This is a genomic window from Bacteroides sp. DH3716P (genome assembly GCF_025914115.1).
Lineage (GTDB): Bacteria > Bacteroidota > Bacteroidia > Bacteroidales > Bacteroidaceae > Bacteroides > Bacteroides ovatus.
In genome coordinates this window covers 6,389,051-6,405,665 of the sequence record NZ_CP083673.1, presented here as the reverse complement: position 1 = coordinate 6,405,665, position 16,615 = coordinate 6,389,051, and the positions used below count along the sequence as shown (strand labels likewise).

13 protein-coding genes and 1 tRNA gene are annotated in these 16,615 nt (G+C 39.6%); 8 read left to right on the top strand and 6 right to left on the bottom strand.

All coding sequences use genetic code 11. From position 1 onward, the window contains the following. From KQP79_RS24650 to KQP79_RS24640, 3 genes are all read right to left on the bottom strand, one after another. Positions 1 to 995: sugar porter family MFS transporter (locus KQP79_RS24650; RefSeq protein WP_264386573.1), on the bottom strand; the 995-nt coding region annotated here is incomplete at its 3' end. A 5-nt stretch (positions 996 to 1,000) separates the two neighbouring features. Beyond that, a complete protein-coding gene (locus tag KQP79_RS24645; RefSeq protein WP_004311470.1) occupies positions 1,001 to 2,098 on the bottom strand; it encodes a DUF4434 domain-containing protein in 1,098 nt (365 codons plus the stop codon). A gap of 44 nt (positions 2,099 to 2,142) precedes the next feature. Further along, a complete protein-coding gene (locus KQP79_RS24640) occupies positions 2,143 to 4,017 on the bottom strand; it encodes an FAD-dependent oxidoreductase (RefSeq protein ID WP_004307233.1) in 1,875 nt (624 codons plus the stop codon). A gap of 334 nt (positions 4,018 to 4,351) precedes the next feature. Between KQP79_RS24640 and KQP79_RS24635 the strand changes: the two genes are divergently transcribed. Continuing rightward, on the top strand, positions 4,352 to 5,560 hold the full coding sequence (locus tag KQP79_RS24635; RefSeq protein WP_234120971.1) for an ROK family transcriptional regulator: 1,209 nt from the start codon (positions 4,352 to 4,354) through the stop codon (positions 5,558 to 5,560). 221 nt (positions 5,561 to 5,781) lie between these two features. Here the strand turns inward: KQP79_RS24635 and KQP79_RS24630 are convergent. Next, positions 5,782 to 5,854: transfer RNA gene (locus KQP79_RS24630), tRNA-Thr, on the bottom strand. Positions 5,855 to 5,962: 108 nt separating this feature from the next. Continuing rightward, positions 5,963 to 8,005 carry a toxin-antitoxin system YwqK family antitoxin gene (locus KQP79_RS24625; RefSeq protein ID WP_004311467.1) on the bottom strand — a complete coding sequence of 681 codons (2,043 nt, stop codon included), beginning with the start codon at positions 8,003 to 8,005 and terminating at the stop codon, positions 5,963 to 5,965. A gap of 212 nt (positions 8,006 to 8,217) precedes the next feature. Here KQP79_RS24625 and KQP79_RS24620 point away from each other — a divergent pair, with 212 nt between their 5' ends. From KQP79_RS24620 to xpt, 7 genes are all read left to right on the top strand, one after another. Beyond that, entirely contained in the window at positions 8,218 to 8,799 is a 582-nt protein-coding gene (locus KQP79_RS24620) for an epoxyqueuosine reductase QueH (protein WP_004297549.1), read from the top strand. Positions 8,800 to 8,826: 27 nt separating this feature from the next. After that, the gene (locus tag KQP79_RS24615; RefSeq protein WP_004311464.1) at positions 8,827 to 9,705 is read left to right on the top strand and encodes a DNA/RNA non-specific endonuclease; all 879 of its coding nucleotides are present in this window, start codon (positions 8,827 to 8,829) and stop codon (positions 9,703 to 9,705) included. A gap of 458 nt (positions 9,706 to 10,163) precedes the next feature. Beyond that, the gene (gene mltG, locus KQP79_RS24610; RefSeq protein ID WP_004297546.1) at positions 10,164 to 11,201 is read left to right on the top strand and encodes an endolytic transglycosylase MltG; all 1,038 of its coding nucleotides are present in this window, start codon (positions 10,164 to 10,166) and stop codon (positions 11,199 to 11,201) included. 83 nt (positions 11,202 to 11,284) lie between these two features. Then, positions 11,285 to 12,877 carry a thiamine pyrophosphate-dependent enzyme gene (locus KQP79_RS24605; protein WP_004319097.1) on the top strand — a complete coding sequence of 531 codons (1,593 nt, stop codon included), beginning with the start codon at positions 11,285 to 11,287 and terminating at the stop codon, positions 12,875 to 12,877. A 3-nt stretch (positions 12,878 to 12,880) separates the two neighbouring features. Further along, a complete protein-coding gene (locus KQP79_RS24600) occupies positions 12,881 to 13,462 on the top strand; it encodes an indolepyruvate oxidoreductase subunit beta (RefSeq protein ID WP_004307241.1) in 582 nt (193 codons plus the stop codon). 14 nt (positions 13,463 to 13,476) lie between these two features. Beyond that, positions 13,477 to 14,784, top strand: a complete 1,308-nt coding sequence (locus tag KQP79_RS24595; RefSeq protein ID WP_004297543.1) for a phenylacetate--CoA ligase — start codon at positions 13,477 to 13,479, stop codon at positions 14,782 to 14,784. Between the two features lie 89 nt (positions 14,785 to 14,873). Further along, positions 14,874 to 15,446 (top strand): xanthine phosphoribosyltransferase, encoded by a 573-nt coding sequence (xpt, locus tag KQP79_RS24590; RefSeq protein WP_004297542.1) that lies wholly within the window; start codon positions 14,874 to 14,876, stop codon positions 15,444 to 15,446. Between the two features lie 17 nt (positions 15,447 to 15,463). On the opposite strand, the gene KQP79_RS24585 is transcribed toward xpt, so the two are convergent. Then, a complete protein-coding gene (locus KQP79_RS24585) occupies positions 15,464 to 16,225 on the bottom strand; it encodes an EFR1 family ferrodoxin (protein ID WP_032843327.1) in 762 nt (253 codons plus the stop codon). Between the last annotated feature and the right edge of the window lie 390 nt (positions 16,226 to 16,615).

Sequence of the window (16,615 nt, the reverse complement as noted above, 5' to 3'; positions counted from 1 at the left end):
ACAAGTTTCTTGCGGCCTACCTTATCAATGATGACAAGAGCCAGAATGGTGGTCAAAGTATTGACTAGTCCTACCAGAACTTGGTAAAAAAGAGAATCTCCTCCTGAAAGTCCTGCGTTTTCAAAGATAGAAGGGCCATAATAAAGTACTGCGTTCACACCCATAAACTGTCCTAAAATCGCAATACACACACCGATAATAACAGCTTTGAAAATTCCAGGCTTCATCAATAAAGACCATTCCGATTTTGTTTCAGAGGTCAGCACAGATTTCGTTTCATTTAATTGACTTTTCGCTTCTGTAATTGAATTATATATTTTCTCTAATATATTTACAGCTTTCAATTCCTTTCCACGTACGATTAACCAGCGGGGACTTTCCGGAATAAAAAATATGATTATGAAGAATAAGATTGCCGGCAATGTTTCCATACCCAACATACCTCTCCATACTTCAGTTATAAATATTTTATTCAACCAATCCACACTTAATTGCGTACCACTCTCCGCCCATGCCAATAATTGATAGTTAACTAAATAAGCTCCCAAAAAACCAACTGTTACAGCCAACTGATACAATGACACCAAACGTCCTCTATACTGCGCTACAGCTAGTTCTGATATATAAAGAGGAGAAACAATGGACACAACCCCTATTCCTACTCCACCTATAATCCGATAAACTACCAATTGGGCAAAATCGGCTGATAGAGCACATCCTAGAGCTGATGTGGAAAACAACACAGCTGATATAACCATCGTAAGTTTTCTTCCTAACTTATCGCTTAAGATTCCAGCAAAAAGAACACCTACGATAGAGCCTACTAAAGCACATCCTACATACCATCCCTGTTGTAGTGCATCTAATTGAAAAAGTTGAGTCACTTGGGCAATTGTTCCCGATATAACCGCAGTATCATATCCGAACAAGAAGCCTCCCAATGCTGCCACAACAGATAGGAATATAAGATAACTAAAATTGATTGTAGACTTCATAACATTTATTTTATTTCAAAATATTCTTTATATCTGTCATATAAATGACCAGCTTGCAGATAGGCTGATTGCGGACTCATAAAATGAGAAAATTCAAAAGTAATAGCCTTATCATATCCGGCACGTTTGGCTGCTTCCAACTTCATCCGAAGTTTATCAAACTTAATGGGTAGAAAACGAATTGGCATATCACGGTCAAAAGATTCGGCATTTGTCCAACATTGCATACCATACTTATCTGCTAATTTTTTATTGACAGAAAAGAACGCATCCAATTCGTCATAATCAATATGCCCATCTTGAAATGCACATGCATCTACCACATCATGAATTCCATCAAAAATTTCATCCCATTCTTTTTCGTGTTGTTGTACAGAAACGGCATCTTCTCTCGTCATTTTTGTCGTTCCCATGATTGCTTTTTTGCCATCAATCCAAGGAGATATAAAAGTAGGCAATCCATTAGATATATCCTTACATTGTTTTCCTAATGCATGAAAAGCACCAATCGCCCCTTTCGTTGCCCGGCTTATTTCACCACTGATATACCATCCTCCAAAACTTTTATACTTGGAACCATAATTTTCCCAAACTTCATCAATTACATATTTGTTATCTTCCACTTCCCAGGTCATATCCCCTGTGTCCCAGTATTTACCCGAATCGTATAGTCCAAAATAGAATTTCATTCCATACTTTTCAGCTAAACGTAAAAACATATCCACCAAGTCAACGGAAGGCATATAACAACCTTTCTTCAATAAATAAGGAGAAGGAAAAGTGACAAACTTACGATAACCAGAACGGATCATTATTACTGTATCAATTCCTATATTTTTCATGTGCTGAAAATCCAAGTCCCATTCTTTCTCACCCCAGTTCTGATGTGGAATATCATGTGATATTTCATCCAAAAAAGTTCCGGTAATTTTTAAGCCATTGTTTTTAGGAACAATGAGTTTACTTTCCAAACCATCAGTTGCCACTACTGTACTGGCACTAGCTTTTGAAGTACAAGATTCAAACAAAGTTGGTACAGTCAAGGCTGACGCGCCAGCCAATGTGGCTTTTTTTAGAAAGCCTCTTCGATCTAATGTTTTCATATTAGTTTAATTAAAACAGCAGTTAACACTTATATTATTATTACCTATTGAATATATTGCCCTATAATATCTACTTTTTTATTATTGAAAGGATCTAATATCTGATCAATCAAAATTGCCATTTCACTTCTCAAAATATTTCGATTCATATCAAAATCTTTCAAATCAAATTTATCCCAGATCTCTTCTACCCTACCCTCTTTCATCTCAATACCTTCTTTTTCTGCAATCTCTCCTACTAGCTCTGTAGCTTTCTGAATTGATATGGTATTATTACCTTCGAATACTTGCTTATTGACAAAAGGATAAACATCACCCAATCCTTTCAACTCATTTGCCAATAATAATGTATCCGCTCTGAACCACATTTGATTTGACCAGTCAACACTTTTACCTATACCTTTTAATATACCTGTAGAGCCGATACGTTGTAGTGACTTAAACATTGGGTGATCTAACTCAACATCTAAATAAGGCAATAAATATCCTTTTCCATCCAAAATCGCATTTTGTACTTCCCGAACAGATACTTCTCTTATATTTTTACCTTCTTTCACCGCAAGAGCTGCTAATGCTCCCGCTGCCTGCCCGATCTGCATAACCATCGGCTGCAAACGAGTGGTACCATTAATTATATTAGAAACAGATATTGATTTTTCAGCAACAATCAATCCTTCAACATCTTTCGGAATCAAAGTTCCTAAAGGTAAACCGTATGACGGTATCGGATGAAAATAAAGATTAGGCAACTCTTCATATCCATGATAACGCGTATGATGATGGTCCACAGGATAATTCCCCACGGCAATACAAGTACGATAAAGAGGTTGAGACTGCCTGAACGGTTCACAAGCATGATTTAAATCAAAACGTACTAGCCCATGGATTCTCCTAGACTCTCTATGGTAAGGAATAAATGGTAATTTGTCGGCTGTAGGATATTCATCATCAGCTAAGCCCAATGTATTAAAACCTAATTCATGTTGCAGAAAATAAACGAAACACATCGTATAATGTTTTGCATATTTCAAGGCTTCTTCACGTTCCTCACGGGTCATTTCAATCAAGTTTACATAATAATCATTGCCTTCTATCGGCCAATTAATCATGTATTTATTATTAGGAAGTTTTCCATAAGTTATCATCATGTCTTTAGACCATACACGATCCGGTTCTTTAGGCATGATACAAACATGACTGGCACAAGCACAAGCAAATTCATCTTTATTATATCCTTCAGGACAAGGAATAGTCACATCTTTACCATAATCTTTCAAGATTGCTACGTATGTAATATCCTGAACTATATTATTTTTCTCTTCCGGAGCAATATCTTCTTTAGTATCATGACGGCTTTCCATACCGACATCATATTTCACCCCGCACATTTTTGCTATATCCCCCAATTCAGTACCATCAATCAATATTTTAGCATGTATTTTTTTAATTGTATTATCTTTCATCTGAATTTGAGCAATCCAAGCATCATTCTCTCTTTCCAGCTTTACCAAAGTAGCATTATGCCATACTTTTAAATTTTTCTCCGCGTCAACCATTTCATGGAAAATTTTATTTCCGACTGAAGGTTCAAACAACACTGCACTCACCCAACCGGTTTTTAGAGAATCAAGCCCTCCATAATAATCTGCCAAATGTCCGCGAAACTCACCAAACAAGCCTGCCGGTAAATCATAGTTTCCGTCAACAGCACTTACACCTGCAGATGTAAGCATTCCACCCAGCCATTCTGTTTCTTCTACTATCAATGTTGCAGCCCCCATTCGAGCAGACTGAATACCAGCAGTCACTCCACTAGCGCCTCCACCAATAATTAGCACATCAACAGAATCATCTGAATGAGAGCATGCCGTAAAACACAAAGCAAATAATAAACACAGACCTAAAAAATAGTTTCTCATACTAAATTCATTTAAGGATATAGAGTTTTATTAATAATATCACGGCACAAATATAGCTATATTTATTAAATAAACAATAGATAATAAAATATTTTATTAATAAAATCGTTATTCCTCGCATTATTAATTAATAGAAGGGGGAATTACCTCACAAATCGTCTTATTTCATTTATTATATCCACAATCGTCCATAGCTACATTATCCTATATATAAATCCATTACATAGTATATAGGGAATATAACATTCAAGATATTCTAATTTTCAAGGTCTCAAAACCACGTATTAATAAAAAAATTAATTATCTTTGTGTGAATTACCAAATATACATAGTTATGAACCAACAATTCTTGAAAGAAATAGAAAAAGGCTCTAAAAGTGCTCTTGTCAAAAAGAGGATTATTACACATTATATATATAATGGAAGTTCTACAATTCCCGATCTTTCAAAAGAGCTGGATTTAAGTGTACCGACTGTCACCAAATTTATCGGTGAAATGTGTGATGACGGATATATTAATGATTATGGCAAATTGGAAACTAGTGGCGGACGCCATCCCAACCTCTATGGGCTTAATCCGGAATCCAGTTACTTTTTGGGTGTAGACATCAAAAGATTCGCCGTCAATATCGGACTGATAAATTTCAAAGGCGATATGGTAGAATTGAAAATGAATATACCTTATAAGTTTGAGAACTCAATCGAAGGGATGAATGAGTTATGCAAGCATATTCTCAATTTTATAAAGAAACTCACTATTAATAAAGAGAAGATCTTAAATATTAATGTAAATGTGTCGGGGCGTGTAAATCCTGAATCAGGGTATAGCTTCAGCCAATTCAATTTTGAGGAAAGGCCGTTGGCGGATGTATTATCCGAAAAATTGGGATATAAAGTAACCATTGATAATGACACGCGTGCCATGACTTATGGCGAATATATGCAAGGCTGCGTAAAAGGAGAAAAGGATATCATTTTTGTAAATGTAAGCTGGGGAGTAGGTATCGGAATTATTATTGATGGTAAGATTTATACCGGGAAATCCGGATTCTCCGGTGAATTTGGACACATGAGTGCTTATGATAATGAGATAATCTGCCATTGCGGGAAAAAAGGTTGTTTGGAGACGGAAGCTTCCGGATCGGCACTTCATCGTATCTTATTAGAGCGTATTCAAAGTGGGGAAAGTTCCATTCTATCTACACGAATCGCCACAGAGGAAAATCCGATCACTCTTGATGAGATCATTGCCGCTGTGAATAAAGAAGACCTGCTTTGCATTGAAATTGTAGAAGAAATCGGACAGAAACTAGGCAAACAGATTGCCGGGCTAATCAATATCTTCAACCCGGAACTGGTCATTATAGGTGGAACTTTATCTTTAACCGGCGATTATATCACCCAACCCATAAAAACAGCCGTACGCAAGTACTCTCTAAATCTGGTTAATAAAGATTCAGCCATCATCACATCTAAGCTGAAAGACAAAGCCGGCATCGTTGGCGCTTGTATGCTCGCACGCAGCAGAATGTTTGAAAGCTAGTTTTATCTTCTACGTTGGGAGAAAAAGTTATCTATAAAGCGAACGATATAGACTACGGCTACTCCGGCAACCACTAAAACAATAATACGACTCAACATAGATTACATTTTTATATTTCACATCTATTACATACGCAGGATTTCCCTTTTAAAATAAGAATAGGGAATCCTGTAAAAATTAGAACGCTGATTATTAATTAATAATCAGCGTTCTAATTTGAGAGCCGCTAGCCAGACTTGAACTGGCGACCTACGCGTTACGAATGCGTTGCTCTACCAACTGAGCTATAGCGGCGTTTGTCTCTCGTTTACGGCGTGCAAAATTACAGCTTTATTTGAGAAAACAAAAAGAATCCGATTATTTTTTGAGCTTAACTTTTAAATCAACTTTTGTTGACGTTATCTAAAACTTTTCTTTGCGTTCAAATTTTCCGTCCTCGGTATAGTACTTCCATGTACCCTTCGGTTTATTATTTGCATACTTTCCACGAAGTTTCAATGTCCCATCTTCATAATATTCGCGGTAACGACCATGGCGTTTCCCTTCTTTTACTTCCGCTTCACTCTTCAATGCTCCCTCCGGATAAAACTCCCGTAAAACGTTTCCTTCAAACTTTTCGATATAGAAACGTTTCAGTTCGCTCATCTGCTCTTTTTCGGTCTCTGCATCTTCGTTCATTTCCTTATCATCTTCATCGGTAGCAATAGCAACGTCAACCTCTTCCAGTTGATATGGGCTATAATCCATCACATACTGCAAAGAAGCCGACTGATCCTCTCCTATAATCTGCATAGTCCAGTAAGGAAATGAATACAAAACGTCTTTGTTTGATTGTATTTCATTCCATGTAGCAGGATTCATCATCGGTTTCAACTGGGAATAAAACTTGCGCACATCTGTATATAAGAAAATAGTAGAACTTGATTTTAAATATGACAGTGCATTTTCAAAACCCGGATTATTTTTTAATAAATTCTTCTGCTCGTAATCTTCTACAAAGGAAAGTAAAGAAGCAGCTTTATTACTAAAAACTACATAATCGTCAACATAAGTATAGTATGGCTTCTCAAATTTATCAAATAGCTTTCCAAAGAACAAGCGAAAAAAGCCTTTCATTTCGACATAATTAATCTCGAAATCCTTATAATTAGCAGTCTTAATCTTAACTGGAGTACGTCGCTTAATCTTCTTTTCAATGAATTCCATGTTCTTACGGGCATCTTTAATACTTTTAGCCCTGATAGCCAGAATCAGTTCGGGATCATGTCCTAACAAACCTGGTTCGGATTGGGTAATAGCAAACTCTCCTGACATCCAACTCAAAAAGTTTTCTTCCAAAGATATACCGAATAACCCTTCTATCTTTTTCCGGGAACTTTGATAAGAATCATACAACTGTTTATTGTGAACCGACAGTGCATTCTCCAGTTCCTTTACAAAGGTCACCGGACTATTGAAACCTATATTCGTATAAAGAGCTGTCCGCCCGGACAGAATCTCATGTGCTTTCATTTTATGTTTTCCCGAATTCAACAAAGCAGTGACATAAGGATCGGCAGAATCTTTTTTCAATGTATATCCTTTCACTTCCATCCGCTCCTTATTCGTATTTAAATAAAGTCCGGCAAAATTCATGGAATTGCTAAACAGATCAATGTACTCATTTCTTGTACCTAAATAAATAGACATAAATTGAGGTACACGCGCATAATTGACAAAGACTCTGACAAGTCCCTTACCGGAAACCAACTTCTCTGTTTCAATAAAAGACTGATCAAGCCCGATTTTAGGTTTATTACGCGAATCAATAGCCGACTCGACAAGTCCGGATGTGTATGAACCAACCAAATGATTATCGACAAAAGCAATATAGAAAATATCCCTCGTCTCGGAATCGCGCATTTCAAGGATATTAATGCTATTATGCATCCGATTAGTCACAGTAAAACCACTCATAACCAATACGGTTTCAACCTGGTCTTTCAATAAGTCCATCTTTGATGTCTTCTGCATATCCAAGATAAGCAAAAAATCCCACTCTGTGGCACGAGTCTTATGAAGCGAAATAAGCATATCCCGTTCACCGACAAGCGACAATAATACCTTATTGCTTTTAACAACGGAATCCAGCTTCTCCACACTTTTCGTCACCTCCTCAAAAGATTTCGCTTTCTTCAGGCATTGCCACGTCTCGCTTCCACTAAACTTCTCCCAATCTTCAATCGGAGCCGATGACTGAATAATAAATGCCGCATCTTCCGGAACCAGATAGATCTGCTGAATATTACGATCAGGTGAGACAAATAAATAAACTACGGAATATACAACATATACCGCCAAAGCCAATGCAGCCACAACTAAAGTTCTCTTCACTATTTTCGAGGTACTTTTTTTCTTCTCCGGGCCTGCATTTTGCTCTCCTTGCCCGCAATTTAATTCATTCATTATTGAGTTGTTATAAACTTGAATGGACAAAAATAGTAAAAAAGATGAGATTAATTAGTTAATTCATACTCATTTAGTGAATTAGTTCAATAAACAAGATTTTATAAAAAACAGTATAAAGGAGATATCCTCCCTCCTATTTTTATAAAAAACTATTCTGAATAAAGCATAAACCATTGACTCGTATCGTAAATATGTATTAACTTTACAGCATGAAAAAGAAATTCCAACTCGAAGTTCCGGGAGGAGCCGATAAAGTCTTACTTCATACCTGTTGTGCTCCTTGTTCATCAGCCATTATTGAATGTATGATGCAACATCACATCACCCCTGTTATCTATTATTGCAATCCTAACATCTATCCGCTGGAAGAGTATATGATAAGAAAAGACGAATGTACACGCTATGCCCAATCATTGGGATTGGAGATAATAGATGCTGATTACGATCATGAAAACTGGCGATGCCATATAGCAGGAATGGAGCAGGAACCCGAAAGAGGAGGACGCTGCCTACGTTGCTTTAAACTACGCTTATTGGAGACCGCCCGTTATGCGCATGAACATGGCCTTTCCGTAATAACCACAACGCTTGCTTCCAGTCGTTGGAAAAGTCTGGAGCAGATTAATGAAGCCGGACAATATGCCACCGCTTCATACCCGGATGTCACATACTGGGAACAGAATTGGCGGAAAGGCGGACTTAGCGAACGACGTATCGCCATTATTAAAGAGTATAACTTCTACAACCAACAATATTGCGGTTGTGAATTCAGCATGAGAAAAGAAGAATAAAACAAACCCGCCATTACTAGCTAACCAATGAATCGAAGTAAAAAAGGTAAAAACAGAAAGCTATTCAAAAAGAAATCACATTCCAATAACAGATTAGGATGTATCATCGCCATCATTGTGCTCATTCCTATTCTTTTTGGCGTCTATTTATATTGCCAACAGATTAATACCCAGAATAATAATGAACCGCAAACCGATATCTCCCTTCAAATTCCACTTGGCAAAGATCTGGAGACACCCATACCATTAGTTCCCCGGCAAGAACAAATAATCCGGCATAGCGGATATACCGTATCATATAACAAAGATTTAAAAATACCCAACTGGGTCTCTTACGAATTAACCCGGGAAGAAACCAAAGGAAAAGAAAAAAGAGGCAATCGTTTTATTGCCGACCCATTAGTGACAGGCCCGATTGCAACCAATACTGACTACACCCGTTCAGGATACGACAAAGGACACATGGCGCCTGCTGCAGATATGAAATGGAGTCCTGAAGCCATGAAAGAATCATTCTATTTCAGCAATATGTGTCCCCAACATCCCCAGTTAAATAGAAGAGGATGGAAAAATCTGGAAGAAAAAATCCGGAATTGGGCTATAGCAGATAGTGCCATTATTATTATATGTGGACCTATTATTGAAAAACAGCCTAAAACGATTGGGAAAAATAAGGTCGTAGTACCTCAACGGTTTTTCAAAGTAGTCCTATCTCCTTTTGCCAAACCGATACGGGCTATCGGCTTCTTATTCAACAATGAGCAGGCAGTAGAACCTCTATCTTCATATGTAGTCACAGTGGATAGCATCGAGAGCCTGACTAATATGGATTTCTTCGCACCTTTACCCGATGAGATAGAAAACAAAATAGAAGCAAATGCAAATTATTCCCTCTGGCCGAACTAAGTAGCAAAACTCGTTTCTCTGAAATGAATTCATTTCCCTATGCCAATGGCATTCTAGTTACAAACAGACTTGCACTTCAATAAAAGGGAGTTGTTGTATTACTCTCAAGGTTTCACATTGTAACGTCAAGAGATTGTCTTATTCCCACATATTGTGGGAAAGTATTCTCTTATTTTATGAGAAAACATTCCCATATATTGCGAGAAAATAGTCCCACAATATATTGGAATAATGGAACTACGCTGGAAACAAAAAGATAATTGCAATGAATGCCAAGCAGCACAATAAGCAACTGAATAAATCAAGCAAGGCAAACGCAACGTGAAAGAATGGATTCATTACCGCATCGAAAGAAAACATACTTTTGATATAGTCTTCTTATGATTCATCCTAAAAAGAGAACAATCCTATCCAAATTCTTTTTATCTTTGGCGAACTTTTTAAATATACCTCAAAAGATGAAGAGAAAAAAGAGAAATATTCTACTATCAATTCTAATCGGAGCATTCCTCCTTTGTGCAATTGCCGGAGGCACCTTTTATTACTATCTGTTTGCTCCTCAATTTCATCCATCTAAAACTGTATATATTTATGTAGACCGGGATGACACAGCCGACTCTATCTATCATAAAATACAAAAATTCGGGCATGTCAATAAGTTCACCGGATTCCAGTGGATGGCAAAATATAAAGATTTCGATCAGAATATCCATACCGGACGTTATGCCATTCGCCCAAATGACAATATCTATCACGTATATAGTCGCTTTTCCAGAGGCTATCAGGAAGCGATCAACCTTACCATAGGAAGTGTCCGGACATTAGACCGGTTAGCACGAAGCATTGGAAAACAACTCATGATAGACTCTGCCGAAATCGCCAGCCAGTTATTCGACTCTACTTTCCAGGCTCAAATGGGATACACAACCATAACACTCCCCAGCCTTTTCATACCTGAAACCTATCAGGTATATTGGGATATGAGCGTAGACGACTTCTTTAAACGAATGAAGAATGAGCACGAACGCTTCTGGAACAAAGAACGTCTGGCACAAGCCACCGCTATCGGCATGACACCGGAAGAAGTCAGCACTCTTGCTTCCATCGTTGAAGAAGAAACCAACAACAATGAAGAAAAGCCAATGGTAGCCGGATTGTATATCAACCGTTTACATCAAGATATGCCTTTGCAGGCAGATCCTACCATCAAATTTGCACTACAGGATTTCGGTCTGCGCCGAATCACCAACGAAAATTTAAAAGTCAATTCCCCCTATAACACCTATATAAATACCGGTCTGCCTCCAGGCCCCATCCGTATCCCTTCTAAAAAGGGAATAGACAGCGTATTGAACTATACCAAACATAACTATATCTACATGTGTGCTAAAGAAGATTTTTCCGGAACTCACAACTTTGCATCCAATTATGCCGACCACATGGCAAATGCAAGAAAATACTGGAAAGCCCTGAATGAAAGAAAGATTTTCAAGTAAATTTGTGATAAAACGAACGGAAAAGCCTATCTTTGCCCGATAGATTAACAAACTGTGATCAACACTAAATAAAAGAAATATATATGAGCAAGCAACTCTTACTTGGCGATGAAGCCATTGCACAAGCTGCACTGGATGCCGGACTTTCAGGTGTTTATGCCTATCCTGGTACTCCTTCAACTGAAATTACGGAATATATTCAAATGGCCCCAATAACGACCGAACAGAATATACACAACCGTTGGTGTGCCAATGAAAAAACAGCGATGGAAGCTGCGTTGGGTATGTCATTCGTTGGTAAACGGGCATTAGTTTGTATGAAGCACGTAGGTATGAATGTAGCTGCCGACTGTTTTGTCAACTCTGCCATCACAGGCGTGAAAGGTGGATTGATCGTGATAGCAGCAGACGACCCCAGTATGCACTCTTCGCAGAACGAACAAGACAGCCGTTTCTACGGAGATTTCTCACTGATTCCCATGTACGAACCCAGCAATCAGCAGGAAGCGTATGATATGGTATACAGTGGTTTCGAATTCTCTGAAAAATTGGGCGAACCTATCTTGATGCGTATGGTAACCCGCCTTGCACACTCCCGCTCTGGAGTAGAACGCAAAGCACAAAAACCACAGAATGGCATCTCTTTCAGCGAAGATCCTCGTCAGTTCATCTTGTTACCTGGAAATGCCCGTAAACGCTACAAAGTATTACTTGCGCGCCAAGACGAGTTTATCAAAGCTTCGGAAGAATCACCTTATAATAAATATACAGATGGTCCTAACAAAAAGTTAGGAATTATCGCTTGTGGCATCGGCTACAACTATCTGATGGAAAACTATCCTGAAGGTTGCGAATATCCGGTACTTAAAATCGGCCAGTATCCATTGCCTAAAAAGCAATTACATCAATTGATTGACTCCTGTGACGAAATCCTCGTTCTGGAAGACGGACAACCATTTGTAGAAAAACAATTGAAAGGTTATCTGGGCATCGGCGTTAAAGTAAAAGGACGCTTGGACGGCACTCTGTCACAGGATGGAGAATTAAATCCGGACTCTGTAGCCCGCGCCGTAGGCAAAGAGAATAAATCGGAATTCGGCATTCCTTCTGTCGTAGAAATGCGTCCGCCTGCACTTTGCGAAGGTTGCGGACATCGCGATATGTATATCACACTAACCGAAGTTCTGAAAGAAGAATACCCATCTCATAAAGTATTCAGCGACATCGGCTGTTACACATTAGGCGCGAATGCTCCTTTCAATGCAATCAACTCATGCGTAGACATGGGCGCCTCCATCACGATGGCGAAAGGTGCGGCTGACGGAGGTCTTTTCCCGGCTGTAGCTGTCATCGGAGACTCCACATTCACCCATTCCGGAATGACCGGACTATTAGATTGTGTGAACGAGAATGCCAGTGTAACCATCGTCATCTCCGACAATGAAACTACCGCCATGACAGGCGGACAGGACTCTGCCGGAACCGGACGTATCGAAGCGATCTGTGCAGGTATCGGAGTAGATCCGGCTCATATCCGCGTCGTTACTCCGTTGAAGAAAAACTATGAGGAGATGAAGCAAATCATTCGCGAAGAGATCGAATACCGTGGTGTATCTGTCATTATTCCACGTAGAGAGTGTATCCAGACATTAGCACGCAAAAAAAGAAGTAAGTAAGCCATGAAGAAAGACATTATATTATCAGGAGTCGGTGGACAGGGAATTCTGTCTATTGCTACAGTGATCGGCAAAGCTGCCTTGAAAGAAGGATTATATATGAAACAAGCAGAAGTGCACGGAATGAGCCAACGCGGAGGAGATGTTCAATCCAACCTCCGTATCAGCGACCAGCCGATTGCTTCAGACTTGATCCCATCAGGTAAATGCGACCTTATCATTTCATTGGAACCCATGGAAGGATTGCGCTACCTCCCTTATCTTAGCCCTAACGGTTGGTTAGTGACTAACGAAACTCCGTTTGTCAATATCCCCAATTATCCGGAAGCAGACAAAGTAATGGCAGAAATCAATAAGCTGCCTCACAAAATTGTGTTGAACGTAGACAAAGTAGCCAAAGAAGTAGGCTCCGCCCGCGTTGCCAACATAGTCTTACTGGGAGCAACCATTCCATTCCTTGGCATCGACTACGGAAAAGTACAAGACAGCATCCGTGAAATCTTCCTGCGCAAGGGAGAAGCAATTGTAGAAATGAATCTTAAAGCATTGGCTGCCGGCAAGGAAATTGCAGAAAAGCTAATGTAATAACAGGCATTATCATGAATACACAATACTGGGAAGAAGAACTAGAAACCATGAGCCGGGAGAAGTTGCAGGAATTACAACTTCGACGGCTTAAGAAAACAATCAATATAGCTGCAAACTCCCCATATTACAAAGAAGTTTTCAGCAAACATGGCATCACTGCAGATAGCATACAATCATTAGACGATATCCGCAAATTGCCCTTTACTACCAAAGCCGATATGCGTGCCCACTATCCTTTCGGGCTGGTAGCAGGTGATATGAGCAATGATGGTGTACGTATTCACTCTTCTAGTGGTACTACCGGAAACCCGACAGTTATTGTTCATTCACAGCACGATCTCGACTCCTGGGCCAACCTGGTAGCCCGCTGCCTGTACGCAGTAGGAATACGCAAGACCGACGTCTTCCAAAACAGCTCCGGATACGGTATGTTTACAGGAGGGTTAGGCTTCCAATACGGTGCAGAACGCCTGGGCTGTCTGACAGTCCCTGCCGCAGCCGGAAACAGTAAACGACAGATTAAATTCATCAACGACTTCAAGACTACCGCTTTACATGCTATCCCCAGCTATGCCATCCGCCTTGCCGAAGTCTTTCAGGAAGAAGGCCTTGATCCCAAAGGAACCACACTGAAAACGCTGGTTATCGGTGCTGAACCTCACACCGACGAACAACGCCGGAAAATAGAAAAGATGCTGGGCGTAAAAGCATACAACAGCTTCGGTATGACAGAAATGAACGGTCCCGGTGTTGCTTTCGAATGTCAGGAACAAAACGGAATGCACTTCTGGGAAGACTGTTATCTGGTAGAAATTATCGATCCGGAAACAGGAGAACCCGTTCAGGAAGGAGAAATCGGAGAATTAGTACTTACGACTCTCGACCGGGAGATGATGCCGTTAATCCGCTATCGCACCCGTGACTTAACCCGTATTCTTCCGGGAAAATGCCCCTGCGGCCGCACGCACATCCGTATTGATCGTATCAAGGGACGCAGTGATGATATGTTCATTATCAAGGGAGTAAATATCTTCCCGATGCAAGTAGAAAAGATACTCGTACAATTTCCCGAATTAGGCAGCAATTACCTGATTACACTGGAAACAGTCAACAACCAAGACGAGATGATCGTCGAAGTAGAATTAAGCGACCTTTCCACTGACAATTATATTGAACTGGAGAAGATCCGCAAGGATATAACCCGCCAATTAAAGGATGAAATATTGGTGACTCCCAAAGTTAAACTGGTAAAAAAAGGCTCTCTCCCGCAAAGCGAAGGAAAAGCCGTCCGAGTAAAAGACTTAAGAGACAACAAGTAACAATTCAAATTTCCATGTGCTAATATACCAACCGCTGTTCACCATGCGGAATGGAATATTAGCACATTATTTAATTAATATCATACAGCATGCAATTACTTAAAAAAAGAATTCTGCAAGACGGAAAGTGCTACGAAGGAGGTATCCTGAAAGTAGACGGTTTTATTAATCATCAAATGGACCCTGTCCTGATGAAATCAATCGGAGTTGAGTTTGTCCGCCGTTTTGCAGCCACAAACGTAAATAAGATTATGACAATCGAAGCCAGCGGCATCGCCCCTGCTATCATGACAGGCTACCTGATGGATTTACCAGTTGTATTTGCAAAGAAGAAGTCTCCTAAAACCATCCAGAATGCACTAAGCACCACTGTGCACTCATTCACTAAAGATCGTGATTATGAAGTCGTTATCAGTGCCGATTTCCTCACTCCAAATGACAATGTTCTTTTCGTGGATGACTTCCTCGCGTATGGCAATGCCGCATTAGGCATTATCGACCTCATCAAGCAATCCGGAGCAAACTTGGTAGGAATGGGATTCATTATTGAAAAAGCCTTCCAAAATGGGCGTAAAAAACTTGAGGAGCAAAGCGTCAGAGTAGAAAGCCTGGCTATCATTGAAGACTTATCTAATTGCTGCATTAAAATCAAAGACGAGTAGATTAATTGGCGAGTAGATTAATTAGGATTGAAATACTGCCCTTTATCTTTCGTTCTTTTCCCATATTGCACCGCATGCTGCGGACAAACATGATAACATGCCAGGCATGAGGTGCAATCCATCCCCCAAACAGGCTTTCTGCCCATCATCATAATATTCCCTACCGGACAACTCTTCTCACAACGCTTACATCCAATACAAGCATCCGTAGTATAAAAATTCCCGGGAGACATCTGAAAGCGATTAAATAAAGGATTGATAATCCTCGTCTTAATAAAAGGAATACTCCCTTCATGACAAAGAAACAACTCCTCTCTCCTACTTATTGAAGCATTTATTTGATTGAGAGTCGGAATAGCATCTGCCAGTTTTTTCTCCTCCAATTCTTTCTTATCTACGTCAAAACCGGGAAGCAATACATAATTATTGGGCATAGTCACAGAAAAGCCTGCATGACACTTCCAGCCTTTATGACTCAAAGCCTTCTCCAGCACCTGCTGCGTAAGCCCGGTATCATCCCCACAGGAACAAACAAAAAACAAATATTGTCTTTTATACCCCTTTAAAGAGAGTTGCCGAATAAAATTAAGTACGATTTCAGGAGGAGCCCACGAATAGATAGGAAATACAAAACCGATCTTTTCACCTGCCTGCAAACTAAACTCCAATGCTTCATTCTTTAGCGCATCGGGAATAAAAACCAACTCTTCTTTTTGCTCTTTGGAAAGCTGATTTGCAATCCACTTAGAATTACCTGTACCGGAGAAATAAAATATCATAGAAAAGTATATAAAAAAAGCCGCATCGACGATGTGATGAAACTCTGATAGAACAAGATTTGAGCGCTCGCCCTCTTTGTAATCCACCGGCTTAAAGCTGTCCCGAAGGATGTGGCCCGCCATTGAAGAACGAAGCTTTCTCGGTGCATCAGATTAATTTGAAGAGTTTCCCGATCCAGTCGATACGGCTAATATTTTTGTATCACAAATGTAATAAGAATCTATGAGACTAACAAGAAAAAAAAGGAATTTGTTTACCTACTAACATTTTTTTCACTCCCTTTTATCCGCCTAACAAAAGAAAAGAAGGTGTGTCAAAATGCACACCTTCTGTTTTTTACGCACAAAGCCCCGACTTTCACAAGCTGGGGCTTTGTTATTACCTAAAGA

What these genes read in the sequence shown, in the direction of transcription:
- KQP79_RS24645 (WP_004311470.1), bottom strand. Translation starts at nt 2,098, where the DNA reads ATGAAAACATTAGATCGAAGAGGCTTTCTAAAAAAAGCCACATTGGCT.
- KQP79_RS24640 (WP_004307233.1), bottom strand. Translation starts at nt 4,017, where the DNA reads ATGAGAAACTATTTTTTAGGTCTGTGTTTATTATTTGCTTTGTGTTTT.
- KQP79_RS24635 (WP_234120971.1), top strand. Translation starts at nt 4,352, where the DNA reads ATGAACCAACAATTCTTGAAAGAAATAGAAAAAGGCTCTAAAAGTGCT.
- KQP79_RS24625 (WP_004311467.1), bottom strand. Translation starts at nt 8,005, where the DNA reads ATGAATGAATTAAATTGCGGGCAAGGAGAGCAAAATGCAGGCCCGGAG.
- KQP79_RS24620 (WP_004297549.1), top strand. Translation starts at nt 8,218, where the DNA reads ATGAAAAAGAAATTCCAACTCGAAGTTCCGGGAGGAGCCGATAAAGTC.
- KQP79_RS24615 (WP_004311464.1), top strand. Translation starts at nt 8,827, where the DNA reads ATGAATCGAAGTAAAAAAGGTAAAAACAGAAAGCTATTCAAAAAGAAA.
- mltG (WP_004297546.1), top strand. Translation starts at nt 10,164, where the DNA reads ATGAAGAGAAAAAAGAGAAATATTCTACTATCAATTCTAATCGGAGCA.
- KQP79_RS24605 (WP_004319097.1), top strand. Translation starts at nt 11,285, where the DNA reads ATGAGCAAGCAACTCTTACTTGGCGATGAAGCCATTGCACAAGCTGCA.
- KQP79_RS24600 (WP_004307241.1), top strand. Translation starts at nt 12,881, where the DNA reads ATGAAGAAAGACATTATATTATCAGGAGTCGGTGGACAGGGAATTCTG.
- KQP79_RS24595 (WP_004297543.1), top strand. Translation starts at nt 13,477, where the DNA reads ATGAATACACAATACTGGGAAGAAGAACTAGAAACCATGAGCCGGGAG.
- xpt (WP_004297542.1), top strand. Translation starts at nt 14,874, where the DNA reads ATGCAATTACTTAAAAAAAGAATTCTGCAAGACGGAAAGTGCTACGAA.
- KQP79_RS24585 (WP_032843327.1), bottom strand. Translation starts at nt 16,225, where the DNA reads ATGATATTTTATTTCTCCGGTACAGGTAATTCTAAGTGGATTGCAAAT.